This window comes from Pseudomonas sp. HC1(2025), assembly GCF_058742075.1.
The window spans coordinates 318,656-344,098 of the sequence record NZ_CP196017.1 but is presented as its reverse complement, the minus strand read 5'-3'; the positions used below and the strand labels follow the sequence as shown (position 1 = coordinate 344,098).

The following is a 25,443-nucleotide window of genomic DNA, read 5'->3' as shown; positions in this document are numbered from 1 at the left end:
TGTAAGACCACGACACTGCGGCGGCTGATCACGGCACCCGGAACACCAACAACGGGTTGTCATTGAGTCGCCCATTGAACGCTGGGGCCAGGTGCTCCAGCGGCGTGGCCTGCAGCAGTTCGGTTTCCTTGCGCGCGACGATGACCCAGGACGAACGCGGCAGCGCGTTCAGTTGCGCAAGGTCGTCACGCCCGACAAACAGCGGCTGCTCGTCATGGCCCAGGTTCATGATGTAGCGAATGGCCCAGGTGTCCTTGCCGAGGTTGAGAAACACCAACGGTCCGGGGTGCTCGGCCCGCAGGTTTTCCACCGCACCCACAAAGTTTTTGGTGTCGAATTGCAGATCCTTGGCCGGCTCCACGACCGTCACCAGTACCAGCCATTGAGTGGCCAGCGCGATCAGGCTGAGCGTCACCAGTCGCGGCCCCACACGGCCGTGCAAACGACGCCAGGCAGCCACCGCCGCCAGTTGCAGGACGACCAGCAGCGCAATCAATCCCGGCACTGAAACATCAGGCCAGTAACCGTGCTTGCTCCACAGCTGCCGGCAGACCAGGACCACGACAAGCCCCAGCAGCGGCAGGACCGCCACCAGCCACTCATAACCCCGACGCACCCCAAGCAACCAGCCCCGGGCCTGTAGCAGCCCGTAGGCCGCCACCGCGGCAAACATCGGGACCATCGGCAGGATGTAGTAGGCGCGCTTGAAGTTCGGCACCGATAACCCCAGCAGGATCATCAGGCCACAGCCGCCCAGGCGCAGCATCAGCCGCACATCGGCATCTTCATTGCGCGCCGACCAGGTGTGGCGCAGGGCAATCAACGTCGCCAGCGCCAGCGGGATCACCGGGAAGTAGCGATACAGGCTCAGCTTGAAGTAGAAGTAGAACGGTTCGCCGCTTTCATCCAGGCGGCCGGCCACCTGCATCTTCATCACCTCATCGGCAAAAGCATCACCCCCGGTGATCCGCGCCAGCTTCAGCAACACCCACCAACAGGCAAGGAGTAGGACCAGGCCGATCACGCCGTGGGCAATCACCTTTTTCAGCAAGCCAATCTTCTCTTCCCGCGAACGGGCAGGCCCCAGCGCCCAATACACGCAGGCAACACCACAGACCTCGATCAACCCCAAAGGGCCACGAATGGCAAAGGCCGCCACAAACAGGGGAAAGATTGCGTATTGGCGCAGCCGCGAGCCCAGGCGCTCGCCGGTGTGCAGCAGGTAGAAACAGCCCAGGCACAGCAGGGAGACCATCTGGTCCAGGCAGACTGAACGCGACTTCTCCAGCAATTGCGCGGTCAAGGCCGTCAGCACTACCGTCAGCAACGCCCAGGCCCGCCCGGAGGGCACCAGCAAACGGTAGACCAGGGCCATGACCCCGGCCGACGCCAGGGCGGTGGGCAGCACGTTAGCCAGGTCGTTAGGCGCACCGAACAACCGGGCAAAGAGCAGGCTGAAATAAGTCGCCGTCCCTGGGTAATCCGGGTAAGGCTCACCGTAGGTGGTAGGGAAAAGACTCGCGCCGTGGCGGAACATCTCCTGCATGAACACCGCCCAACGCCCGTCAAACCCTTGCGGCTGTTGATCCCAGATGCCCAGGGTAAATAACAACAAGGCCACCAGGAAAACACCCAGGGCCTCCACACGAAAACGGTTGCGGTGTTCCATGGTTTAACCTGCCAGGGCCGGGGGAGATGCTGGCGTATATTGCCGGCAGCACGCCTGAATCGCGCCTGAACCAAACGCAACATTGCGATGGCACAGACAACAACTCACTGTAGGCGCTGGCTTGCCAGCAAAAAGTCGTCAACGATCACAAGAATGCTGGCTCACTCCCCCTATCCACAGCGCATGGATCAAGGCCTTTCATGAACCTGCCCACCCGCCCTCACCCCGAGACATTCCGCGAGCCCGCCGCCGACCACTACCCCATCGGCGGTTTCACCTGGCGCCATATCCGCCGCGACATCGAGCGCCCAGTGGTGATCATCAACGCCGCCACCTCGGTACGCTGCCGTCACTATTCGCGCTTTGCCGCGTACTTGTTTGCCAATGGCATGGACGTCATCACCTACGACTATCGCGGTATCGGCGAGTCGCGTAGTGGCTCATTGCGCGGGTTCAAGGCCTCGTGGTCAGACTGGGGCCGGCTGGATTTCGAGGCCATCGTGCAACGGGCGCAGCGCGAGTTTGCCGGGCAGCCCATTGATGTGGTCGGCCACAGCTTTGGCGGCTGCGCGGCCGGGCTCGGGGCGTCGGGGGCGGCGATCAGGCGCTTGGTCACCGTAGGGGCGCAGTTCGCCTACTGGCGCGACTATCAAGCGGACGGGCGCTGGCGGATGTTTGCCAAATGGCACCTGGTGATGCCACTGGTCACCGCCGTGTGCGGATATTTCCCGGGCAAGCGCCTGGGCTGGCTGGAAGACACGCCCGCCGGGGTGGTGCGCGACTGGAGCACGCCCACGCCTACCTACGAGACACGCCCCAGCGGGCGGGCCTTGGGCGTGTTGCCCTTTGCCCGGGTGCAGGCACAGATCCTGGCGATCAGCATCAGCGACGACCCGTTTGGCACGGTGCCCGCCATCGAGCGTCTGCTGAACTACTTCCAGGCCAGCGAGCGCACGCACCTGCGTATCGCGCCCATGGATATTGGCGAAAAGGCCGTCGGGCATTTCGCGTTTTTCCGTAGCGAATATCAGGATCGGTTGTGGCCGATTGCACTGGCCTGGTTGCAGCATGGCCAGTTGCCGGCCGACACACCGGGGTCACGGCTGTAGAAACCCTTGGGATTTCGCCAGACCTGCGCTTCAATACGCCACCCCAGATCCTGAACCAAGGACGTGAGCCCATGGCTTCGCCAGACAAGCAGCAAAAACGTGCCCAGCGGGCAAAAGCCAAGGCCAAGCAGAACCGCACCCAGCGCGCCAATGCGCCCAAGCAGGATGCGTTTGCAGGTGACGACGAGCGTATTGACCTTGAGTCGGTGGATTTGACCGAACTGTTCGTGCAAATGCGCGCGGCCGGCGAGACCAGCCAGCAGGCGCTGTGTGCGGCATTCCTGGCGCACCCGTTGCTGGCGCTGGTACTGGAGCAGGAAGGCGAAGAAAACGCCACGGACTTTATCCTGGCGGCACTGATCGAGTATCGGCAGTGGTCCACCGACAGCGATGATGAAGCGGCGGCGTTGGCGTGGATTGAATCGCCAGAGTTCCAGGCGGACTACGTGGCGGCATCCCAGGCGCTGACCAGCGCGCAGGATTGATACCACACAAGCGGGCTTGCCCTAATGCCGATCAGTTAAGCGAGCGCAATGCTCAAAGCAGTGAAGATCAAATGTGGGAGCGGGCTTGCCCGCGATGACGGTGGGCCAGTCAATATCGTAGTCGACTGAACCACCGCCATCGCGGGCAAGCCCGGCTCCCACAGTGCTTTGTGGCGCTAGGCAACACGCATTTCAACTCATCAGTTGAGCACCGCAGTCCCCAACTTCTGAGCCCGGCGCCGACTTGCCACCAGCAACCCCGCCAACACCACCAGCAGGCTCAACACACCGGTCGCGATAATCTCCACCCGATGCGCTTCCTGGAACAACATGATGGTCAACGCGCCGACGATAAACACGATCACCGTGTAAGTCAGGCCGGGGAACAACCACATCTTGAAGGCAATCTTCTCGCCCGCCGCAGTACGTTTCTGCCGCATGCGCAGTTGCGACACGGCAATCACCAGGTACACCAGCAGCGCAATCGCGCCGGAGCTGGCCAGCAGGAATTCAAACACCGCCGCCGGCGCCACGTAGTTGGCAAATACCGCGAGGAACGCCGCGCCGGTAGACAGCATCACCGCCCAGTAAGGCGTGCCGCTCTTGTTGGTGCGCTTGGCCACCGCCGGCGCATCTCCACGACGCCCCAGGGAAAACAGCATGCGCGACGCGGTGTACAGCGCCGAGTTCAAGCAACTGGTCACGGCGACCAACACCACCAGGTCGACGATCAGCTTGGCATTCGGGATGCCCATGCGTTCCAGCACCGTCTGGTAGGAACCGACGGCAGCCAGGGTCGGATCGTTCCACGGCACCAGGGCCACAACGATGAAGATCGACACCAGGTAGAACAAGCCGATCCGCCAGATCACCGAGTTGGTGGCCTTGGTGATCTGCTGGCCAGGGTTCTTCGATTCTGCAGCCGCGATGGTCACGATCTCGGTGCCCATGAACGAGAACATGGTGGTCAAAATCGCCGCCAGCACCGCGCCCATGCCGTTGGGCAAAAAGCCTTGGGTGTCGAACAGGTGCGAGACGCCGCTGACCTGGCTGCCCGGCAGCAAGCCGAAGATCGCCAGCACGCCGAGGATCACAAAACCGATGATCGCCACCACCTTGATCAGGGCAAACCAGAACTCGAACTCGCCGTAGTTCTTCACGCTGAACAGGTTGGTCGCGGTCAGCAGCAAGGTGATGACCAGGGTGAAAGCCCAGATCGCCACGTCGGGGAACCAGGCATGCAGGATGGTTGCGGCGGCGTTGGCTTCCAGGGGAATCACCAGCACCCAGAACCACCAATACAGCCAGCCGATGGTAAAGCCGGCCCAATGGCCGATAGCCCGGTCGGCGTAAGTGGAAAATGAGCCAGTGTCTGGCGAGGCAACGGCCATCTCGGCCAGCATGCGCATCACCAGCACCACCAACGTACCGGCTGCGGCATAAGCCAACAGCACGGCGGGCCCGGCTGCCGCAATCGCGTGGCCGGAGCCGACAAACAAACCAGCGCCGATCACACCGGCAATCGACAACATGGTGACATGCCGCGGTTTGAGCCCCTGTTCGAGGTCATTGGAGCTTTGCGTACTACTCATTGACACACCTTTGCGAGGAATTGCGTATACGGTCCACCCGGCCTGCCGCCTCTTCGTGAAAAGAAACAAACGGGGCGTTCTTTATTTTTTACGCAAGATTTGCGCCAAAATGTTACAAAGCCAAGGTTGACGCGGCCTGTAGGACAATCCCTAAGCGCTCGCAAGCCATTGAGATTACTGGCAATCCGCCACAGCGTTACCGCTCGACTCACTTCAAGAACGAATGAGCGCACCAAAAACACACACAAAAAGTAAGTGACGCCCAATTAAAGGGCCGATAGGCACCGTTTACCCGTTTAACCCTTCCAACACCCGGCCAAAGCTGGCACCATCGCGCCCTTTTTTACGCGACTGCCACGGGTTTATCGGTTAAAACGGCTGTTCGGTTGTTGATGGCGCGACACGCTACTGTGCCGATGCGACAACCTGTCACACACCGTCTGTTTAACGCCCGTGGCGCTGTTGGCTGTCATCCGGACGCTATGCTAGCTTGGCGCCACGCCAGGAAGGCGACCCAACAGCAGGAACGCAATGAACACAATGAGGACCGCACATGGCTTTGGCCGCGCCCGCGCTTGAAATCCGCAACTTGCATAAACGCTATGGTGAGCTGGAGGTGCTTAAAGGCATCTCGCTGACCGCTCGCGACGGCGATGTGATCTCGATCCTGGGTTCGTCCGGTTCCGGCAAGTCCACCTTCCTGCGCTGCATCAACCTGCTGGAAAACCCGCACCAGGGCCAGATCCTGGTGGCCGGCGAAGAGCTCAAGCTCAAGGCCGCGAAAAACGGCGAGCTGATGGCCGCCGACGGCAAGCAGATCAATCGCCTGCGCAGCGAAATCGGTTTTGTCTTCCAGAACTTCAACCTCTGGCCGCACATGAGCATCCTCGACAACATCATCGAGGCCCCACGCCGCGTGCTCGGCCAGAGCAAGGCCGAAGCCATCGAAGTGGCCGAGGCGCTGCTGGCCAAGGTCGGCATTGGCGACAAGCGCCACGCCTACCCGGCGCAATTGTCTGGCGGCCAGCAGCAACGCGCCGCCATCGCCCGCACCCTGGCGATGCAGCCTAAAGTCATTCTGTTCGATGAGCCCACTTCGGCACTTGACCCGGAAATGGTTCAGGAAGTACTTAATGTGATCCGCGCGCTGGCCGAAGAAGGCCGCACCATGCTGCTGGTCACCCACGAAATGGGCTTTGCCCGCCAAGTGTCCAGCGAAGTGGTGTTCCTCCACCAGGGTCTGGTCGAAGAGCAAGGATCGCCACAGCAGGTGTTTGACAACCCGCTTTCGGCGCGCTGCAAACAATTCATGTCCAGCAACCGCTAACGGAGCAACATGCATGCAGAACTATAAAAAATTCCTCCTGGCCGCCGCCGTTTCCATGGCGTTCAGCGCCACGGCCATGGCCGAGACTTTGAAAATGGGGATCGAGGCGGCCTACCCGCCCTTCAACAATAAAGACGCCAGTGGCAACGTTGTCGGCTTCGACAAAGACATCGGCGACGCCCTGTGCGCCAAGATGAAAGTCGAGAAGTGCGAAGTGTATGTCTCGGACTGGGACGGCATCATCCCGGCCCTGAACGCCAAGAAGTTCGACTTCCTGGTGTCGTCGCTGTCGATCACCGACGAGCGCAAGCAAGCCGTTGACTTCACCGACCCGTACTACTCCAACAAGCTGCAATTCATCGCGGCCAAGTCCATCAAGGACTTCAAGACCGACGCCGACTACCTCAAGGGCAAGATCATCGGTGCCCAGCGTGCGACATTGGCCGGTACCTACCTGGAAGACAAACTGCCAGACACCACCGCCAAGCTCTATGACACCCAGGAAAACGCCTACCTCGACCTGACGTCCGGCCGCCTGGACGGGATGCTCGCCGACAAGTACGTGCAATACGAGTGGCTCAAGAGCAAAGACGGTTCGGCCTACGAGTTCAAGGGCGATCCGGTTGTAGAAAGCGACAAGATCGGCATCGCCGTGCGTAAAGGCGACCCACTGCGCGAGCGCCTAAACAAGGCCCTGGCGGAAATCAAGGCCGACGGCACCTACAAGAAGATCAACGACAAGTACTTCCCTTTCAGCATCGAATGATCCTGATTGGCCAGACCGGCGCGCTCCGTTGAGCGCGCCGGTTTTTCGCAAGCCTTGCGCGATATGAAAAAACCATGAATTTCGATCTCTACGGATTCGGCCCCGCACTCGCTGCCGGCGCGCTGATGACCGTCAAACTGGCACTCACGGCGTTATGCCTGGGGCTGGTGCTCGGCCTGGCCGGCGCCCTGGCCAAGACTTCCCCGTACAAGTTCCTGCAATGGCTTGGCGGCGCTTACTCGACCATTGTCCGGGGCATTCCCGAACTGCTGTGGGTGCTGCTGATTTATTTCGGCACGGTCAATATGATGCGGGCCCTCGGGGAGTTTTTCGGTAACCCCGACCTGTCGCTCAGCGCCTTCGCTGCCGGCGTGATTGCCCTGGGCCTGTGCTTTGGCGCCTATGCCACCGAAGTGTTCCGTGGCGCGATCCTGGCGATCCCCAAGGGCCACCGTGAAGCGGGCATTGCCCTGGGCCTGTCGAAGCTGCGTATCTTCACCCGGTTGATCATGCCGCAGATGTGGCGCATCGCCCTGCCGGGCCTGGGCAACCTGTTCATGATCCTGATGAAGGACACCGCACTGGTCTCGGTGATCGGCCTGGAAGAAATCATGCGCCACGCGCAAATCGGCGTGACCGTCACCAAGCAGCCGTTCACCTTCTTCATGGTCGCAGCCTTCATGTACCTGGGCCTTACCGTCCTGGCCATGGCCGGCATGTACTTCCTGGAAAAACGCGCCGCTCGCGGCTTTGCGAGGAGCACGCAATGAACGGCGACTATAGCTGGCTGGCGCATTTCGACCTGGGCCTGAACTGGGCCGTGATCATCAAGTGGCTGCCACGACTGGCCCAGGGCGCGACCCTGACCCTGGAACTGGTGGCCATCGCGGTGATCGCCGGGCTGTTGCTGGCGATCCCCCTGGGCATCGCCCGTTCTTCGCGCCTGTGGTACGTGCGCACCCTGCCTTACTGCTACATCTTCTTCTTCCGTGGCACGCCGCTGCTGGTGCAGCTGTTTTTGGTCTACTACGGCCTGGCGCAGTTCGACGCCGTGCGCGAGAGCGCCCTGTGGCCCTACCTGCGGGACCCGTTCTGGTGCGCCACCGTCACCATGACCCTGCACACCGCCGCCTACATCGCCGAGATCCTGCGCGGCGCGATCCAGGCCATCCCGCCCGGTGAAATCGAAGCGGCGCGGGCGCTGGGCATGTCCAAGCCCAAGGCGCTGTTCTACATCATCCTGCCGCGCGCCGCGCGCATCGGCCTGCCGGCCTACAGCAACGAAGTGATCCTGATGCTCAAGGCCAGCGCCCTGGCCAGTACCGTGACCTTGCTGGAGTTGACCGGCATGGCCCGCACCATCATTGCCCGCACCTACCTGCCGGTGGAGATCTTCTTTGCCGCCGGCATGTTCTACCTGCTGATGGCCTATGTGCTGGTGCGCGGCTTCAAGCTGCTGGAACGCTGGTTGCGGGTCGATGCCTGCCAAGGACGCTGACAGCGGGTTGACGGGCGAGCGACTGCTAGCCCGTTTTCTCGCACTGGATGCGTTCCTCACCGAACATCAAGGGCTGTGGCGACCACGGCCCTTCACCCATCTGCAGTTGCCTTGGGAAGCCCAGCATCCAGCGCTGGCCCAATGGCTGCGCCAGCGCTCGCTGGCAGAGGCCGAAAGCAGCCATAACCTGCCCACCGAACTACAAGCCCCGGCGCCGTTTCCCCAATGGGCGCAGCTGGCGGCGCGTCTCAGTGCTGTGGATAAGTTACCGTCGAGCGCGCTGCATGCGCCGTCGTCGCGCCTGAATGTGGATGTACCGGGGCGTAAATGGCAGCAGATCGAGGCGTTTGGCGCCGCCTTGCAGTTTGCCGGGCGCCCCACCCATTGGCTCGATTGGTGCGCCGGCAAAGGCCACCTTGGCCGGCGGCTGCTGCAGCCGGGGCAACACCTGACCTGCCTGGAGTACGATCCGGCGCTGATCGCCGCAGGCCAGGCCCTCAGTGACCATCATCAAATGCCCGCCCGCCACCACCCGCAAGACGTGATGGCCGAGGACGCCGTGCAACAACTGCGCGGCGAACACACCCCCGTCGCCCTGCACGCCTGTGGCGATCTGCACGTACGCCTGCTGCAACTGGCCAGCGCCGCCGGCTGCCAGCAACTGGCCGTGGCGCCCTGCTGCTACAACCGCATCAGTAGCGAGCAGTACCAGGCGCTGTCGGCCCCGGCTCGTGCTTCGGCGCTGCGTTTGTCGCGCGAAGACCTCGGCCTGCCCCTGAGCGAAACCGTCACCGCAGGCTTGCGGGTGCGCCTGCAACGCGACACCTCCATGGCCCGGCGCCTGGGTTTCGATCAGTTGCAGCGGCAACTGCGCGGGTGTGACGAGTACCTGCCCACGCCTTCATTGCCCAGCGAATGGCTGCACCGGCCTTTCGCTGATTACTGCCAACACCTGGCGGCGCTCAAGGGTTTATCCGCAGGGCAGCAGGACTGGGCAACCCTGGAACAGCACGGCTGGCAACGCCTGGCCCATGTACGAAACCTGGAACTGGTACGTGGCCTATTTCGCCGCCCGCTGGAATTGTGGCTGGTGCTGGATCGGGCATTGTTCCTGCAAGAAAACGGCTACAAGGCTCTAGTCGGTCGCTTCTGCGAATCGTGCCTGACACCGCGCAACCTGATGGTGCTCGCCGAGCGCGATCAAAGGGCAGCAAGCCCTGTGGATAACTCTGTTGATGAAATTCTGTAGGACGCCGTAAAAGCGGGCGCCATAGGCAAAAATCCTGACTGATCATTTTTTGTTCATAAAATAAAACGCACGCAAAACAGGCAGTTGCAGCGTAATGAGAACAGCTCCACAAAATGACTGTTTCAACACCTGTCCGACCAACAGATTGTGCATAAGCATCTGCGGTTAACCGTATAAGGCGTGGGTCAGGGCACGTTTGGCGGGCTATCCAGCAACTGGCACAGCCCATGGATATCGTCACAGGCCAGGCTCACCGCCTCGTTATCCAGGGGGTCCTCGCCAAAGGCCAGCGCCTCGCTGATCTGCGGGTCGCGATGGATCACCTCCAGGCCATCCTCCCCAAGGCGCTGCTTGAATACGTCCAGCATATCCAGGCTGAAGGCACTGCCCTCATCCAACTGGTTGACGAACACATGGCAACGCGGTGCCGACGGGCGCGCAAGATACGGCGCCAGCAACCGCTGCATCTGCTCCAGCGCACCCAGTGACGCCGCGTCTGCCAGGGCAACCACCACCACCCTGTCGGCGACGTGCAATGCCTGGTGCAGGTAGACGTTATTGCCGGCGGGGGTGTCGATGATGACCGTGGCCTGCTCACTCAAGCCCAGGCGCGACAAGTGCTGCGCCAGCCACTGCGGATCCTGCTTGAGCCAGCGTTGCAGGTCTTCCTGCTGTTGCAGGTCGGTCTCGCCAAAGACCACTACCCGACAGCCACAAAAGCCGGGTTGGGCGATCGGCCCCCAGGGTTGCTTGCACAGGCTGGCACGCCCGATTCCCAGGGTGTCGTGGGGCAGGCCAAAGTGCAGGTGCAGGGCGTTTTGTGGGTCCAGTTCCAGCACCGTCACTGCGCGCCCCAGGCGTTGCAAACCACTGCCCAATGCCGTCGCCAGGGTGCTGCGCCCTACGCCGCCATTGCCCGACACCAACGCCACAACCTGCGCGCGACAGGCCGGCATGGCGGTTGGTTGGGGTTGCTCAATGGAGGAAGGCGCATCGTCGATGGGGGTATCTTCGAAGAACTGCAGCGTCGACGTCACCGGGTGATCATGACTGGCAAGATTCTTGGCAAAACGTTCGTCGGCATGGCTCACAGACCACCCTCCTTTGTCACGGCACCTCTTTTAGGACATGGGTGCACTTGTTGTTCAAGCAGTGTGTGACAGGAGTAGGTGAGTGTCATTATTTTGGTGTTTTTTAGCGCAGCAATTTCGACGAGCGGTTAAAAGTCAATTTAATGACAATCCTTTATCCGCTCCCACCGCTGCGCAACCTGCTCGGCACTGGAAGCCCCGACCCGCGCCAGGTCAACGGGATAATCCACCCCCGGATTCTCGACAAACCGCGTCGCGGTAAATTGACCATTGCTGGCGCGCAGAATATAGCCGGTGTCCTGGCAGCGCTCCGACGCCAGGAACACCACCCCCGGCGCTACCCACTCTGGCTTGAGATTGCCCGGCTCACCTTCAACGCCCCACATGCGCGTCTTGGCCACCGGCGACACCGCATTCACCAGAATCCCGGCGTTTGCGCCTTCCATACTCAACGCATTCATGATGCCCAACTGCGCCATCTTCCCCGCCGCATAGGCCACCAGCCCGGGCTGGGCATATTGCTGGTACATCGCCCGATCAGACGACGTCAGCACCACCCGCGCGGCAGTGGATAGCTTGAGGTATTGCCAGGCATGTTTGCATAGCCAGATGGGCGTATAGAGATTGATATCCAGCGCACGCCCGATAAACGCCGCGTCCGCCTCCTCAATGGATTGATAACCCACCCAGCCGGCGTTATGAATCAGGATGTCGAGCTGCCCAAACGCCGCGATGGCCGTCTCGACCAACTGCCGACAGCCTTGCTCGCTGGACAAGTCCCCCTGATGAGCAACCGCGCTCAAACCCTCGGCCTCAAGGCGGCGTGCCGCGTCCAGGGCGATGGAGGCATCGCTTCCCGAACCGAGGTTATCGGCGCCGATATCACTGATCACCACATTGGCCCCGCGCTGGGCCAGCGCTTGTGCGTAGACAAAACCCAAACCACGGCCAGCGCCGGTGATAACGGCGGTTTTTCCTGCGAAATTCATTGGCTTTTCCTCATTGAGTGCCACCTCAACTTAGCAATGAACAACGGCGTTGTTTAATACTGATCAAGGGGCGGTTTGATACCTTCTGCGTATCAAGCCTCAGGCCTCGCCATCGGCCCTCATCACCCTTTGTGAAACCGCTGGAGCGTGCGACTGCCAGCGAAAAAACCATGCACTGAAAAATAGTCAGAATTCAGGGGTTTACAGAACCTTTCCAATCGCTATAATCGTCGCCCTAACACGCCGGTATAGCTCAGTTGGTAGAGCAACTGACTTGTAATCAGTAGGTCCCGGGTTCGACTCCTGGTGCCGGCACCATACAAAACAAAGCCCCCACAGATATGTGGGGGCTTTGTTGTTTCTGGGGTTCGGGTTTGTGCCCCCCCACAAAATGTCCACACCTTTCCCTCCCTGGCGCAGAAAAGTCTCTTGCATAAAAATCATGCCATCACGACAATGAGAGCGATTACCATTTACGCATCGGTGGCACGCTCATGTCAGCGCTTGATCAATCAGCTCTTCATCAGCTGTATAGCGAACACAACAGCTGGCTGAAAGGCTGGTTGCGAGTCCGCCTGGGCAATGCCGCCGATGCTTCGGATTTGGCTCAGGACACGTTTGTGCGGGTCATGACGGCCCGCAATGACGCGCCGATCCGCGAGCCTCGAGGTTATCTCAGTGCCATTGCGCGTTCTCTTCTGATCGATAAGGCCCGCCGCCGCACTATTGAGCAGGCTTATCTGCACGCGCTGGCTCAAAGGCCAGAACCTGTGGATGTCTCACCAGAGATACGGTTGTCGATCATCGAAATGCTGGTTGCCGTCGATAGCCTGCTCGATGAGTTGGGCACCAGGACTCGGGAGATTTTTCTCGCCGTGCAACTGGAAGGGCTGAGTTATGTTGCAGCAGCTGAGCGATTCGAGGTGTCAGTGACGACGGTCAAAAATCACTTGATTCGTGCCATGACCCGTTGCCTGTTGCTGGTCGACAGTTGATGACCTCCTCTCTGGATCTCAAGACGCTCGAGGCTGCGGCTACCTGGTACGTGCAACTCAATGACGGTACGGTCAATGAAGCCAGAACCCAGGCCTGGCAGGCTTGGATAACGTCCGACCCACTGCACTCGCAAGCCTGGGAAAGGGTCGAAACGCTTCAACGCCAATGGGCGTTGATGCCCAGGCGAGCCGCCCTCTCCAGCCTGGACGCAGCGAAGACACAGCGCCGTGATGTTCTGAAACTGCTTGGCATGCTGGTGGCCGCTGGCGGCTGTACTTGGATGGCGGCGGACCAGATACCGTACCGCTCGATGCTCGCTCAACAACGCACCGGGACCCGTGAGCGTCGCACGCTGCAGCTTGACGATGGCTCGCAGTTGGAACTGAATGCCGGCACCGCCCTGGATGTCCGCTTTGACTCAAAACAGCGCGTGATCCAGCTATACAGTGGTGAGATTGAGGTTCAGACCGCCAAAGACCCCGCCCTGCGTCCGTTTATCGTTCAAACCGGCGAGGGCAGCGTACGCGCGCTGGGTACCCGGTTCAGCGTCCGTCAATTGCCTGAGCAAACACTCGTCGGCGTACTGCAATCGGCTGTGCAGGTATGCCCAAGTCAGCATGTCGAGCGGACGCTGCGCCTGGAAGCCGGGCAGCAAGTGGCTTTCAGTCGCGATGAAGTCCACAAGGTGCGCCCATTACCCGCGGGCTCAACTGCGTGGGTCCAGGGGATGTTGAGTGTGGATGACTGGCGCCTGGGAGACTTTATCGAAGAGCTGGGTCGCTATCGTCCAGGCGTATTGCGCTGTGCCGCGTCTGTACGGGGCATGAGTATCTCGGGCGCGTTCCGTATCGATGACACCGATACGGTGTTGGAAAACTTGAGCAAAACCCTACCCGTTAAGGTGAGCTATCTGACCCGGTATTGGGTCAGCATCGAGCCGGCATAATCCCCTGGTGCTGATTCTTGCCCAACGACCTTGCTGATTTTGATTCTCATCCGTCAATGACATAAGCCGCGATAACAGCGGGTTTCTGCCATGACAACGCAAGGATCAACGAATGCTCCCGCTCCCCCTCAATGTCACTCCCAAGATAACGCGCGCCATACGCTTTGCAGTATTTGGCATGTCCCTCGCCGGGTTGCCGGGTTTGGCACTGATGCCGCTGCCGGTGCTGGCCCAGAGCCTAAAGGCTTACCAGATTCCTGCAGGCCCGCTGGGTAGCGCCCTGACCCGGTTTGGGGTGCAAGCGGGGGTCACTATTTCATTCGACACCGAGCAAACACGCCGCCTTTCTACCGCGGGCCTTACTGGCACCTACAGCATCGAGGAAGGGCTATCGCGCTTGTTGGCAAACAGCGGATTACTGGCGCAACGCCAAGGCAACGGGGGCTTTGTGTTAATTGCTGGCAATAACGAATCAGCGGTGCTACTCGGCACAACCAGCATCTCAGGGCAGAGCCTGGACGCAACGACCGAAGGTACCGGTTCCTACACCACAGGTTCCATGAGCACCGCGACCAAACTGGCCACCTCGATGCGCGAGACGCCGCAGTCAGTAACGGTCATCACCCGCCAGCGCATGGATGATCAGAACATGCAGTCCCTGGAGGACATTTCGACCTACACCCCGGGCCTGACCATGCGCAAGACCGGCGGCGAACGCCCGCAGTTCTACTCGCGTGGCTCGGCCATCGACAACATCATGATCGATGGCCTACCCGTGGCATATGACACCGACACTCTCGGCACCTCGACAATGGCGATGTTCGACCGGGTCGAGGTGGTGCGCGGTGCGTCGGGCCTGATGATCGGTGCCGGCAACCCGTCCGGCACGCTCAACCTGATCCGCAAACGCCCGACCGTCGAGCCACAAGTATCGGTGACCGTAGGTGCCGGTTCGTGGGACAACTACCGCACCGAACTCGATGCCAGCAGCGCACTCAATTCCAGCGGCTCGATCAGGGGGCGTGTGGTCGGCGCCTTTCAGGACAAAGACAGCTTTACCGATGGCTACAGCAGCAAGCGCCAGTTGCTGTACGGCATCACTGAATTTGACCTGAGCGAAGCCACTACCCTGACCCTGGGCGCGTACTACAACCGCGAAGACAACCCAGGGGCCGACTGGTCGGGCATACCAACCAAAGCCAATGGCACGTTCCTGCCCATCTCCCGCTCGACGCGCATGAGCCCGAAGTGGACCTACTGGAACAAGAAAAACACCAGTGCCTTTGCCGAACTCGAACACCGTTTTGACAACGACTGGAAACTGCGCCTGAACACCACCTGGTTGCGAGGCGACCTGGACATGCTCGGCACCAGTTTCTACCGACTGGACCCCGCAGCCGACCAACTGAACCTGAACGTGGGCCGATACACCTACCAACACACGCAAAAAAGCGTCGACGGCTACGTTTCCGGGCCCTTCATCCTCTTCGGCGCCACCCACGAACTGGTGCTTGGCGCCAGCTATCGCACCGATAACACCGACGATGGTCCCGGCGGCGGCTTCCTCAACGACCCGAACGTCGTGCTCGACCCGTCCAATTTCGACTATCACGGCGTGGATAAACCCACCATCAACTACAACTGGTCGCGCAAAGGCCAGGTCGATCAGTACAGCACCTACGCCACCACGCGCTTGCACCTGCGCGATGACTTGAAACTGATCCTCGGCTCACGCCTGGATTGGTACGAGTACGAACAGAACACTATTTCCGGTGAATACACGTTCGGCGCCGACTACAAGGCTACGCGCGAATACACCCCCTATGCCGGCCTGATCTACGACATCAACGACACCTACTCGGTGTACACCAGTTGGACAAAAATCTTCCAGCCCCAGGCCAACGTGAATTACTACGGCAGCCTGCTGCCGCCAGTCACGGGCACCAACCGTGAGGTCGGGATCAAAGGCGAATACTTCGAGGGTGCCTTGAACGCCAGCGTGGCCTATTTCCAGCTGACTCAGGAGAACCGCGCCCAAAGCCTGGACACGTGCTTGCCGGGGGTCGCGTCTTGCTCAGTAGCGTCCGGTGAAGTGCAGACCAAAGGTGTCGACATGGAGCTGCAGGGCATGCTCGCTCGTGGCTGGCAGGCCTCGGCCGGCTACACCTATGCCGCCGCCAAGAACGTCAAGGGCGGCAGCGGCCGCTTCGACAGCGACACGCCGTACAACTTGCTCAAACTGTCTACCACTTACCAACTGCCGGGCGACCTGGAAAAATGGTCCATTGGCGGTTCATTGCGCAGCCAGAGCAGCACCTATACCTCGTTCGGCGTTACTCAGGGCGGCTACAGCATCTTCGACCTGATGACTGGCTACAACGTGAACAAAAACCTCAAGGTACAAGCCAACCTCAACAACGTGTTCGACAAGCGCTACTACCAAAGCATCAGTAACCCTGCCGGCGCGAACCTCTTTGGCGACCCACGTAACGTGGCGGTGACCATGAGGTGGAGCATGTAAGGCGCAGCCGTTGAAAACGACAATACCCTGCTTGCGCACGGTATTGTCGCGCTTGACAGGCGTGATACCTCAAGGCACGTTCTTCGCAAAATACCGACTCGGCACCTCCCCCAACACCCGCCTGAAGACACTCGTAAACGCACTCGAGCTGCTATACCCCAAATCAATCGCCACCCGTGTCACCGACTCCCCATTCCCCAATCTGACCACCGCCGCCAACAGGCACGCTTGCTGGCGCCATTCCACAAAGCTGATGCCCGTCTGCTGGCGAAACAAGCGGGTGAAGGTGCGGCGGCTCATGCCGAGGCGTTGGGTCATGTCGTCGATGCTGGTTTCCAGTGATGGCTGTTCCAGCAGGTGGCGGCAGATGTCGGCCAGCCGGGGGTCGTTGGGAAGTGGGGCGTTGAGTGACAGGGGGCGCATGTCGGCTATTTCGTCGAGCAGCAGGGTCATCAGGCGGCCGTGCAGATGGTCCTTTTCGTACAGCGCCGGTACATCGATGGCGCGTCTCAGCAGTTCGCGCAGCAGCGTTGATACGCCGAACACCTGGCACTGCGCGGGCAGGTTGAGGCGGGTTGCGGCGTGGGTGCGGATGTAGGTGTTGAGCATGGTCACCGGGCCGCTCATGCTCATTTCGTGGGGCACGCCCGCCGGGACCCAGATGGCACGGTGGGGTGGCACCACCCAGTTGCCCTGTTGGGTGAAGACGGTGATCACGCCGCAGGCGGCGTAGGCGAATTGCCCGCGCCGATGGGTATGCAACGCAAAGTGCTGGCCGTCGGCATAGTCGTTGGCCGTGACCACGGCGTCGCGGGGGGTGTTTTCGTAAGGGTCGATGTCAGTTTCGCGCATGGCCCGAATTTAATGATTTATGACCTGATAGTGCAAGCGAGCCAGCTCACCTATTGCGCATAGTTGCGCCTTGGCTGACGCACACAGGAATCAGAACACTATGCAAAAGAAACACTTGGCCCTGGCCGTGTTGGTGACGGCTGTCTGGGGGCTGAATTTTCCGATTACCAAGCTGGGGCTGGCGGGGATCGATCCGCTGTTGCTGACCGCCCTGCGCTTTACGCTGGCGGCGTTGCCGTGGGTGTTTTTTGTGCGGCGTCCGGCGGTGGCGATGAAGTGGCTGGTGGCCTATGGCTTGATCTTCGGGGTGGCGATGTGGGCCTTGATCAACCTGGGGATTGAATGGGGTGTGCCGCCAGGTACGGCAGCCTTGTTGATCCAGTTCAGTGCCTTTTTTACCCTGGGTTGGGGAGTGTTGTTGTTTCGCGAGCAACTGAGCGTCGGCCAGATCCTCGGAGTGGGGCTGGCGGCTGTAGGACTGATCGGCATTATCGCCGGCAGTCCGGGCGAGGCGACAACCCTGGGTTACGGCCTGCTGCTGGTAAGTGCGTTCAGTTGGAGTGTGGGCAACGTCATCATCAAGCAATCAAAAGTGCGCGAGATGTTTGCCTTTGTGGTGTGGGCCAGCCTGTTCCCGCCGCTTCCGTTGCTGCTGCTGACGTGGCTGGCCCATGGATCGGCGCCGTTCACTGCGCTGGTCACCCATATGGAGTGGCTGACGGTGTTCTCGCTGTTGTTCCAGGTGTACGCGGCCACGCACTTTTGTTACTGGGGCTGGAACCTGCTGCTGCGCGAGTACCCGGTCTCCAAGGTGGCGCCGTTGTCGTTGCTGATCCCGGTGTTTGGCGTCACAGGTTCCATGCTGTTGCTGGGGCATCGGGTCGATCTCAACGAGGGGATCTCGATTGCGCTGATTTTGTCTGCATTGGCCGTGGGGCTGGTGAAATCGCGCCCGGCGGGGACGTCATCTGCCGCTTGATGCCGAGGGCGGCGGGCGCCAGATGGCACTTAGCCATATTTCTAATTGACACCCCCCTCCCCGTCCTTTAAAACCCCATGCATTCGCTGCGGGAAACCTGCCCCCAACAGCACCCGCCGTTTTTTATCGAGACATGGATGTCGAAGAACCCCCCGCTTTTTAATCGTCGTCGCTATTTGCTCGCGTTTTTTATCGTGTTGCTAGCGGTGCTCGACCCCTTCGGCCTGGCCAGTTCCAGTGACAAGGCATCCGCCCAGTGGCTCAACCGGATGTTCTCCAGCAATTACCCCGGCGCCGGCCAGCAACATATCACCGTGGTGTTGATCGACGACGCCTACCTGATGCGCAACAACACCTCGTGGCCGATGCCGTATAGCGAGCAGAGCAAGTTGTTCAAACGCTTGCTGGCCTACAAACCCAAGGCGGTGTTTGTGGACTTGCTGTACAGCCACGATCACTCCCTGGGCGATCCGACGCGCGGCAGCCAGTTGTTGGCGAATGTGTTCGAGCGCTATCAGCGCCGGGGCATTCCCCTGCTGCTGGCCAATACCGGGGTGACGCGGGGCGAGAATGGGCAGGCCAATACCCTCGAGCAGTTTGCCGCGTTCAGCCAGCCGGGGCTGGTGGTGTGGGACGGTGTGGACGACAAGTACCCGCTGGCGATGCCGACCGCACTGGGGGTGATGGAAACCCCGGCCCTGGCCCTGTACCGCCAGTTCTGCAAGGGCCAGCCGTGTGCCAGCCAACTGCCCCGGGATGCTGAAGCCGCGGCGCAGCTACAGCCAATCGCCGTGCAGTGGGGCTTGAAGCTGGCGCCCGAGCAGGCACAGATCGCCGATATTCGCCACTGCGCAGCGCCGCGCAACTTTGTACTGGATTGGGTGGCGCAGTTGCTCCAGGCGGTGTTCTGGAAACTGGACGACTCAGCCCAGGCCCGCTGCCCTTATAGCCTGACCTTGTCGGCCAGCGACCTGGAGGTCAGTTCGCCGGAGGATCAGGCGCTGGTGGCCGGGTTGCTGCGCGATCGGCTGGTGATGGTCGGGGCCAGCATCACCTCAACCGGCGACGTGGTGCAATCACCCGTGCATGGCCTGATTCCTGGGGTTTACCTGCATGCCATGGCCTTGGACAACCTGATCAACAAGGGCATGGATTACGAGCGCGAGCCGGCCAATTTCCCCGGTTGGAACCTGCACTGGGTGGACGTGCTGGAGCTTGGGCTGCTGGCGCTGATTATCGTGCTCAAGGCCCTGCATGCCCGGCGTCTGGCCGGCCTGCATACCTGGACTCGCTGGCGCAGGCAGGAGATCCGCTTCTTCACCTCGCCCTATCCGTCGTGGGGTTTGGTGATGCTGATGCTGCTGGTGGTGTGCGGGGTGCTGTATCTGAACCACATCACCCTGGTCAACGTACTGGGGATTGTTTTGTTGTCATTGGCGCTGTTCAGCGAGCGGATCGAAGCCTTCTTCGACCGTGGCCGCTGAAGGGTGCCGCCATGTCGTCTCACTCAAGGAAACCAAGGATGAACAAGATCCTCATCGTGTTACTCGCCGCGCTTTACAGCCAGGGCGTGCTGGCCGAAACCCATCTCATCAAGGAGTTCCTGGCCGACCCGGTGGAGGTGGTGGACGAGCAAGGCAAAGTGCAGCGGGAAATCGCGCGCAAAGACGCACCCAAGCAACCTCTTCCGGTGTTGCAGCTCAACCAGGCGCTGGAGCTGATCCAGGTGGAATTGGCAGGGCAGAAAGTCTGGCTGGACACCGGCGACGTGCGTATCGAGCCGCCATTTCACAAAACCGCACTGCCGTGCCAGCTAATGCCCCAAAGCCTGGCCAAGGACACACACAACAATTCCACGCTCAGCTACGGCGCCGGCTGCAATCAATAAGGGAGTACCGCGGTGAAGGGATATCTATTGCTGGCCAGTGCATTGCTCAGCGGCTGCGCCACCTTGAAGGGTGCAGACCAGGCGTTTCTGAACCTGGTGGGGCCGTCGACCCAGTCGCGCGTCGAAGGCCACTATGTGGACAACGCTGACGTGCGCCAGTACTACAAGCTCGACCCGCAGCGCGCGGGCCAGCAGCGCTTGAGTTACGACGGGCGCACCGTGCCTGCGGCCGAGGCGCGCCAGCAGAACCTGGTGGATATCCCGATGTTGCAGGTGTACTTGCAGGGCATCGTCACGCGCCTGTCCAAGGGCTGGCCGGGGCAGTTGCCGCTGTTGCAGGTGAAGATCACCGACAGCTACAGCTTCGGACCGTCGGCGGACCCGTACGGCAATATCTTCGTGCCCCTGGGCATGCTGGAGAACGTCGGCAGCGAAGACGAAATCGCCGCCATGCTCGGCCACGAAATGAGCCACGTGCTGCTGCACCACCATGATCGTGCCGCTGCCTTCCAGCAACAGAAGGACATGTTCACCACCGTGGCCTCCACCGTGGCCCTGGCAACCGTGGCGGCCAATACCGGGGTGGACCGCAGTTCGGGCACCATGAAACTGTTCAGCAAGGACCCGGCCGGCACGCAAAAAACCATCGGCAATACCGTGTTGTATACCTCGCTGGCCAACAGTTTTTCCGACAACGTGTGGAGCACTGCCTGGGGCCGCAGCCAGGAGGACCAGGCAGATTTGCTCGGCACCGACCTGATGATCCGGGCCGGCTACGCGCCCCGTGCGGCCACCCACAGCCTGGAGCGCCTGAATGATTTCCAGGGCAAGCAAAAGCCGCTGCTGACGGGCTTTCTCACCGCCCGCAAGGACGCGATGCAAGATTCATTGCAGCAGTTCAACCTCGACCGCTTTACCAAGGAGCTGGACGTGCTGGTCAAGGACGGCCTGACCAATACCATCACCGCCACCACCGATTACTTCAACCGCTCCCACATGTCCGCCATCGACCGGGACACCGAGCTGCGCCAATACCTGCAACGCGAGTACCGCAAGGAGCGCCGCGCCCGGGTCAACACCACGAGCTGGCCGAAGGTGCGTGACGCCGCGCCTGTGGCCAAGGCCATGCAGGGTTACAAGGACGCCTACGCCGCCACCGCCGCCCTGGCCAAAAACAAGGTGCCCGAGGCCGATGCGTTTATCCGGCGCGCCTTGAGCTCGCCGGTCAAGGACCAGCCGAACATCCGCCGCACCGCCTACGCCGTGCGCCTGGCCCAGGGTAGAAATGCCGATGCCCTCAAAGAATTGCAGGCGATCAAGGACTGGTCCCTGGCCGGGCCTTCGACCTATGACTTGATGATCAGCTACTACCTCAAGCGCGGCGACGGCAAGGCCGCCCTGGCCATGATCGACACGGCCGAGCGTCACCTGGGTTCGGAGGAGCTGTTTATCACCGAGAAGCTCTTGGCCAACCAGCAACTGCAGAACACCCAGCAGGTGCAAAGCGTGTTGCGCAAATGCGGGCAGTACCCGGCGCGCAAGGCCAACTGCCAGAAGTTGGCGCAGGTCAAGGCGTAGGGTTTAGGCAGCCATAAAAAAACCCCGACAAGTCGGGGTTTTTTATTGCCTGGTATCAGGCACGACGCACGATCTTAGAACACGTTGATCGGGTAGTCGGCGAACAGGCGGATTTCGTTACCACCAACGTTGTAGTTGTTGGCGTTGGTCGAAACACGCAACCAGGAGGCACGGGCACGCAGGCTCAGGTCTTTAGCCGGGCCGCTCTGTACTACGTACTTGAACTGGTTGAAGATTTCACGCTCGGTGCCATCGCCACGGTTGCTACCGTCGTCGATGTTGGTGCCACGCACGTAAGCGATGTTGTAGGTCAGGCCCGGTACGCCGAAGGTGCTGAAGTCAATGCCGTAGCCGACCTGCCAGGAGCGCTCGTCTTTACCGTTGAAGTCAGACCAGTAGGAGTTGGCCAGCAGGATGGTGTTACCACCGTCGCCGATACCACTACCCTTGGTGTTGTTACGGTAGCCGCCGTACATGTAGCCGGTGTCACCGGTGCTGCGCTGGTGAGCCAGGGTCAGGCTGTGCGGACCGAAGGCCCAAGTGGCGCCCAGGCTCCAGATTTTGTTGTCGCGGGCGTCAGCATCACCTTGGGTCAGCTGGGCGAAGCTCTTGTCCAGCTTGGTCTTGTAGCCGTTGAAGTCAAAAGTCAGCGACTGCTCTTGTGGCAGGGCCAGCACGTAGTTGACGTTGACGTATTGCTTCTTCAGCACGTCTTCCATGTCGGATGCGTACAGCGCGGCCGACAGGCTTTCGGTGAATTTGTAGCTACCGCCCAGGTAGGCGATGTTTTTCAGGTTGCCGCTGTCGGTGCCTTCGGCGCCTTTTTGGGCTTCCTTGGTGAAGTAACCACCTTGCAGCTCCAGACCCTTGATCTCTTTGGAGACGATCGAGGTACCGGTGTAGGTTTCCGACAACAGACGGGAGTTGTCGTACTGCAGGACCGGCACGGCTGGCATCTGGTCACCGTACTTCAGCACAGTGTTGGAGATGCGTGCCTTGACGGCTGCGCCGCCCTTGGCCAGGTCGTGTGGTGCTGCGCCGCTGTCGCCTTGCTTGAAGAAGTTGATGCCGCCAGCGCCGCTGCGACCTTTACCACCGTCCAGACGGATGGCGTATTGGCCGATCACGTCCACACCCACACCAACGGTGCCTTGGGTGAAGCCGGACTCGAACTTACCGATGAAGCCTTGGCCCCACTCGGCTTTATCTTTACCACCGTCTTTGTAGTCGCGGCTGATATACGCATTACGCGCCGCGATGTTCAAGTGGCTGTCTTCCACGAAGCCTTTGGATTGCTCCTGGTCGTTTGCCATTGCCTGAGTAGCGCTCAAAATCCCCAGAGCAATCAGACCCATCCGTTTATTCAACATTTTTTTATTCCTTATTACTGGTTGAGTACGCGCTGTGACACCTGGCTCCATTTGGCTTTTTTGGTATCGACTTTCCCCGGATAAAAAAAGGCCCGCGGACGACCGAATATGCCGCGGGCCTTTTTTATAGAGAAGTCATGGCGGTTAGCCACAGGCGTTGAGGCGAATCCTATCCGCGCCCTGAACCGCGTGTCAATTTAGTGAATCGTCTGTATTTAGGCAAAAAAAGTCTAAGCGATATTATTTAGCCATTATTTACGCGATATATACGCTCGGCCAATTCATCGTGTGAATAAGCCGCTGGTGGGTAACGCATTTTCCATTGATGCGTAAAATTCCCTCGAAAACACATTTTGTAACAAATACCCAAGCGAGCAGCGTAAGAATAAATCACGCGCGCAAATAGCAAGCATTATCATTCGCGCATTATTTACCCTCCCTCTTACGGATGCGCCCCTAGATGCCTGCCTCTCGCCTGACGCCCATGACCCTTGGGCTTTCTGCACTGCTGTGTGCCGGATTTGCCTGCGCCGCGACCACCCTGCCCGCCACCGCCATCAGCGCCGAAGCGGACGAAGACGACCCACGCGTCAAAGACACCAACACCGCCACGCGCACAAGTACGCCGGTGCGCTACGTGCCCCAGGCGATCGACTCGGTAAAGACCGAGAACCTGCGCGCCTACGGCACCAACGACCTGGGCCAGGCGTTGAGTGGCATCCCCAACGTCAGCAGCGGCGCCGACACACGCTTCGACAGCTTGCGCATCCGCGGCTTCGAGGCCAGCAGCGACTTCTACCTCGATGGCATCCGCGACGACAGCCAATACGTGCGCGACCTGCACAACATCGAGCGCATCGATGTGCTCAAGGGCCCCGCCGCGGTGTTGTACGGCCGTGGTGGCCAGGGCGGGATAGTCAACCGCGTCAGCAAGCTGCCCCAGGCCGGGCGCGCCTCCAGCCTCGAGGCCCAGGGCGGCACGAACGGGCTGCGCAGCCTGTACACCGACTTGAGCGCCGACCCGACCGAAAACATCAGCCTGCGCCTGAACATGGGTAACGAAGACACCGATAGCTTTCGCGATGGCATCAGCGGCAACCGTAAATTATTCGCCCCGTCAATGAGCTGGCAACTGACCCCGCAACTGAACTGGCTGGTGCAATACGAATACAGCCGCTACGACCGCACCCCGGACCGGGGCATCCCTGGCGTGCGCGGGCGCCCGGCCGATGTGAGCCGCGACACTACCTACGGCGACCCACGGGACTATATCGACGACACCACCCAGTCCCTGCGCTCCAAACTCGCCTATGAACTCAACGACAGCTGGCAACTGCGTCACACCCTGGGTGTGTTCAAGCTCGACAGTGATTTCGACAACACCTACCTGACCGGCTACGACCCCAAGACCAACACCGTCGGGCGCCAGCGCTGGCAGCAGGACCTGACGACGCGCAACGTATTCAATAACGTCGAGCTCGAAGGGGGCTTCAATACCTTTGGCCTGGAACACCGCCTGCTGACCGGCGTGGAGCTGGGCAGCCAGCGCCGTGATCCGAAGTTGTACAGCGCGGTAACGGCAACAGTGCCCGGCCTCGATCTGAACCACCCCAACCGGCACCTGAGCCATACCGGGCCGATGAGGATCTCCAGCAACAACCACACCGAAGTCGAAAGCCAGGGGCTGTATGTGCAGGACCAACTGCGCCTGAACGATCAGTGGCAAGTACTCGCCGGTTTGCGCTACGACCGTTTTGAAGTAGAAACCACCAATAAGATCACCAATATCCGGCAACCCGTCGACAGCCACAACACCAGCCCACGGCTGGGCGTGGTGTGGACGCCGGTGGAGAACCATTCGTTCTACGCGTCGTGGAGCAAGACGTTTTCCCCCACCGGCGGTGGCCTGATCGGCATCACCCCGAATGCAACGGGCAATGCCAATGACCTGAGCCCCGAGCTGACCAAGCAAAAGGAAATCGGGGTCAAGAGCGACTGGCTCGACGACCGCTTGAGCACCACCCTCGCCGTGTATGAACTGGAACTGTACAACCGCCGCACCCGCGACCCGGAGAACCCGCTGATCACCCTGCTCAGCGGAATCCAGCGCTCCCGTGGTATCGAGCTGACCACCACCGGCAAAATCGTCGGCAACTGGTATGTGCGCGGTGGCGTCGGCGTGCAGGATGCCAAGGTGGTGAAGGACAACAATGGCTTTGAAGGCAAGCGTATCAGCGACGTGGCCAAGCGCAACGCCAGCCTGTTCGTCACCTGGAAACCGGAAATGGGCTGGTACGCCGAAACCGGCCTGACCCTGGTGGGCGAGCGTTATGCCGATAACGCCAACACCGTGGTGTTGCCGGGCTATGGCCGCTGGGACGCCCTGGCCGGGTTCCGGCACAAGGACTGGGATGTGAGGGCGGCGCTGAACAACATCAGCGACAAGACGTACTACGCGTCGGCGACCAGCGCCAACCAGATCCAGTTTGGCGACCCGCGCAGCCTGGTGGTGACGGGGACGTACAACTTCTAAGCCAC

Annotated in this window: 21 protein-coding genes and 1 tRNA gene; 16 read left to right on the top strand and 6 right to left on the bottom strand. The window is 60.6% G+C overall.

The window, feature by feature from the left end; genetic code table 11:
* Positions 1 to 28: 28 nt before the first annotated feature.
* On the bottom strand, positions 29 to 1,669 hold the full coding sequence (locus ACSSVH_RS01435; protein WP_172312480.1) for an ArnT family glycosyltransferase: 1,641 nt from the start codon (positions 1,667 to 1,669) through the stop codon (positions 29 to 31).
* Positions 1,670 to 1,869: 200 nt separating this feature from the next.
* On the opposite strand from ACSSVH_RS01435, the gene ACSSVH_RS01430 reads away from it, so the two are divergent.
* Positions 1,870 to 2,778, top strand: a complete 909-nt coding sequence (locus tag ACSSVH_RS01430) for an alpha/beta hydrolase family protein (RefSeq protein WP_169955634.1) — start codon at positions 1,870 to 1,872, stop codon at positions 2,776 to 2,778.
* Positions 2,779 to 2,849: 71 nt separating this feature from the next.
* Positions 2,850 to 3,263, top strand: a complete 414-nt coding sequence (locus ACSSVH_RS01425) for a hypothetical protein (protein ID WP_170042360.1) — start codon at positions 2,850 to 2,852, stop codon at positions 3,261 to 3,263.
* Positions 3,264 to 3,463: 200 nt separating this feature from the next.
* On the opposite strand, the gene gabP is transcribed toward ACSSVH_RS01425, so the two are convergent.
* Complete coding sequence (gene gabP / locus ACSSVH_RS01420; protein WP_492633982.1) at positions 3,464 to 4,855, bottom strand: GABA permease; 1,392 nt, start codon at positions 4,853 to 4,855, stop codon at positions 3,464 to 3,466.
* 553 nt (positions 4,856 to 5,408) lie between these two features.
* Between gabP and ACSSVH_RS01415 the strand changes: the two genes are divergently transcribed.
* From ACSSVH_RS01415 to ACSSVH_RS01395, 5 genes are all read left to right on the top strand, one after another.
* Positions 5,409 to 6,182 carry an ABC transporter ATP-binding protein gene (locus ACSSVH_RS01415; protein WP_057437115.1) on the top strand — a complete coding sequence of 258 codons (774 nt, stop codon included), beginning with the start codon at positions 5,409 to 5,411 and terminating at the stop codon, positions 6,180 to 6,182.
* A 13-nt stretch (positions 6,183 to 6,195) separates the two neighbouring features.
* The gene (locus ACSSVH_RS01410) at positions 6,196 to 6,948 is read left to right on the top strand and encodes an ABC transporter substrate-binding protein (protein ID WP_057437113.1); all 753 of its coding nucleotides are present in this window, start codon (positions 6,196 to 6,198) and stop codon (positions 6,946 to 6,948) included.
* 74 nt (positions 6,949 to 7,022) lie between these two features.
* Positions 7,023 to 7,718: an ABC transporter permease gene (locus ACSSVH_RS01405; protein ID WP_076961640.1), complete on the top strand. Its 696-nt coding sequence runs from the start codon at positions 7,023 to 7,025 to the stop codon at positions 7,716 to 7,718.
* A 38-nt stretch (positions 7,719 to 7,756) separates the two neighbouring features.
* On the top strand, positions 7,757 to 8,446 hold the full coding sequence (locus tag ACSSVH_RS01400) for an ABC transporter permease (protein ID WP_029295855.1): 690 nt from the start codon (positions 7,757 to 7,759) through the stop codon (positions 8,444 to 8,446).
* On the top strand, positions 8,427 to 9,695 hold the full coding sequence (locus ACSSVH_RS01395; RefSeq protein ID WP_492633981.1) for a methyltransferase: 1,269 nt from the start codon (positions 8,427 to 8,429) through the stop codon (positions 9,693 to 9,695). The genes ACSSVH_RS01400 and ACSSVH_RS01395 overlap by 20 nt, the downstream gene beginning before the upstream one ends.
* A gap of 185 nt (positions 9,696 to 9,880) precedes the next feature.
* On the opposite strand, the gene bcsQ is transcribed toward ACSSVH_RS01395, so the two are convergent.
* Both bcsQ and ACSSVH_RS01385 read right to left on the bottom strand, forming a co-directional pair.
* Entirely contained in the window at positions 9,881 to 10,786 is a 906-nt protein-coding gene (bcsQ, locus tag ACSSVH_RS01390) for a cellulose biosynthesis protein BcsQ (protein WP_492633980.1), read from the bottom strand.
* A 140-nt stretch (positions 10,787 to 10,926) separates the two neighbouring features.
* Positions 10,927 to 11,775, bottom strand: a complete 849-nt coding sequence (locus ACSSVH_RS01385) for an SDR family NAD(P)-dependent oxidoreductase (RefSeq protein WP_492633979.1) — start codon at positions 11,773 to 11,775, stop codon at positions 10,927 to 10,929.
* Between the two features lie 242 nt (positions 11,776 to 12,017).
* Here ACSSVH_RS01385 and ACSSVH_RS01380 point away from each other — a divergent pair.
* The 4 genes from ACSSVH_RS01380 (at position 12,018) to ACSSVH_RS01365 (ending at position 16,238) form a co-directional block, all read left to right on the top strand.
* A tRNA-Thr gene (locus tag ACSSVH_RS01380) sits at positions 12,018 to 12,093 on the top strand.
* A 176-nt stretch (positions 12,094 to 12,269) separates the two neighbouring features.
* Positions 12,270 to 12,770, top strand: a complete 501-nt coding sequence (locus ACSSVH_RS01375; protein ID WP_169953863.1) for a sigma-70 family RNA polymerase sigma factor — start codon at positions 12,270 to 12,272, stop codon at positions 12,768 to 12,770.
* The gene (locus tag ACSSVH_RS01370; RefSeq protein ID WP_262381090.1) at positions 12,770 to 13,717 is read left to right on the top strand and encodes a FecR domain-containing protein; all 948 of its coding nucleotides are present in this window, start codon (positions 12,770 to 12,772) and stop codon (positions 13,715 to 13,717) included. Before ACSSVH_RS01375 ends, ACSSVH_RS01370 begins: the two co-directional genes overlap by 1 nt.
* Positions 13,718 to 13,829: 112 nt before the next feature.
* Positions 13,830 to 16,238 (top strand): TonB-dependent siderophore receptor, encoded by a 2,409-nt coding sequence (locus ACSSVH_RS01365; RefSeq protein WP_492633978.1) that lies wholly within the window; start codon positions 13,830 to 13,832, stop codon positions 16,236 to 16,238.
* A gap of 69 nt (positions 16,239 to 16,307) precedes the next feature.
* On the opposite strand, the gene ACSSVH_RS01360 is transcribed toward ACSSVH_RS01365, so the two are convergent.
* Complete coding sequence (locus tag ACSSVH_RS01360; protein WP_492633977.1) at positions 16,308 to 17,090, bottom strand: AraC family transcriptional regulator; 783 nt, start codon at positions 17,088 to 17,090, stop codon at positions 16,308 to 16,310.
* A gap of 100 nt (positions 17,091 to 17,190) precedes the next feature.
* Here ACSSVH_RS01360 and ACSSVH_RS01355 point away from each other — a divergent pair, with 100 nt between their 5' ends.
* From ACSSVH_RS01355 to ACSSVH_RS01340, 4 genes are all read left to right on the top strand, one after another.
* On the top strand, positions 17,191 to 18,069 hold the full coding sequence (locus ACSSVH_RS01355) for an EamA family transporter (protein ID WP_170042354.1): 879 nt from the start codon (positions 17,191 to 17,193) through the stop codon (positions 18,067 to 18,069).
* Positions 18,070 to 18,206: 137 nt separating this feature from the next.
* Positions 18,207 to 19,553, top strand: coding sequence for a CHASE2 domain-containing protein (locus ACSSVH_RS01350; protein ID WP_492633976.1), 1,347 nt, complete (start codon positions 18,207 to 18,209; stop codon positions 19,551 to 19,553).
* A gap of 38 nt (positions 19,554 to 19,591) precedes the next feature.
* The gene (locus tag ACSSVH_RS01345; protein WP_029299836.1) at positions 19,592 to 19,957 is read left to right on the top strand and encodes a hypothetical protein; all 366 of its coding nucleotides are present in this window, start codon (positions 19,592 to 19,594) and stop codon (positions 19,955 to 19,957) included.
* A 12-nt stretch (positions 19,958 to 19,969) separates the two neighbouring features.
* On the top strand, positions 19,970 to 21,535 hold the full coding sequence (locus ACSSVH_RS01340; RefSeq protein ID WP_169953868.1) for a M48 family metalloprotease: 1,566 nt from the start codon (positions 19,970 to 19,972) through the stop codon (positions 21,533 to 21,535).
* Between the two features lie 74 nt (positions 21,536 to 21,609).
* On the opposite strand, the gene ACSSVH_RS01335 is transcribed toward ACSSVH_RS01340, so the two are convergent.
* Positions 21,610 to 22,905, bottom strand: a complete 1,296-nt coding sequence (locus tag ACSSVH_RS01335) for an OprD family porin (RefSeq protein WP_169863984.1) — start codon at positions 22,903 to 22,905, stop codon at positions 21,610 to 21,612.
* A 460-nt stretch (positions 22,906 to 23,365) separates the two neighbouring features.
* On the opposite strand from ACSSVH_RS01335, the gene ACSSVH_RS01330 reads away from it, so the two are divergent.
* On the top strand, positions 23,366 to 25,438 hold the full coding sequence (locus ACSSVH_RS01330; protein WP_492633975.1) for a TonB-dependent receptor: 2,073 nt from the start codon (positions 23,366 to 23,368) through the stop codon (positions 25,436 to 25,438).
* Positions 25,439 to 25,443: the final 5 nt, after the last annotated feature.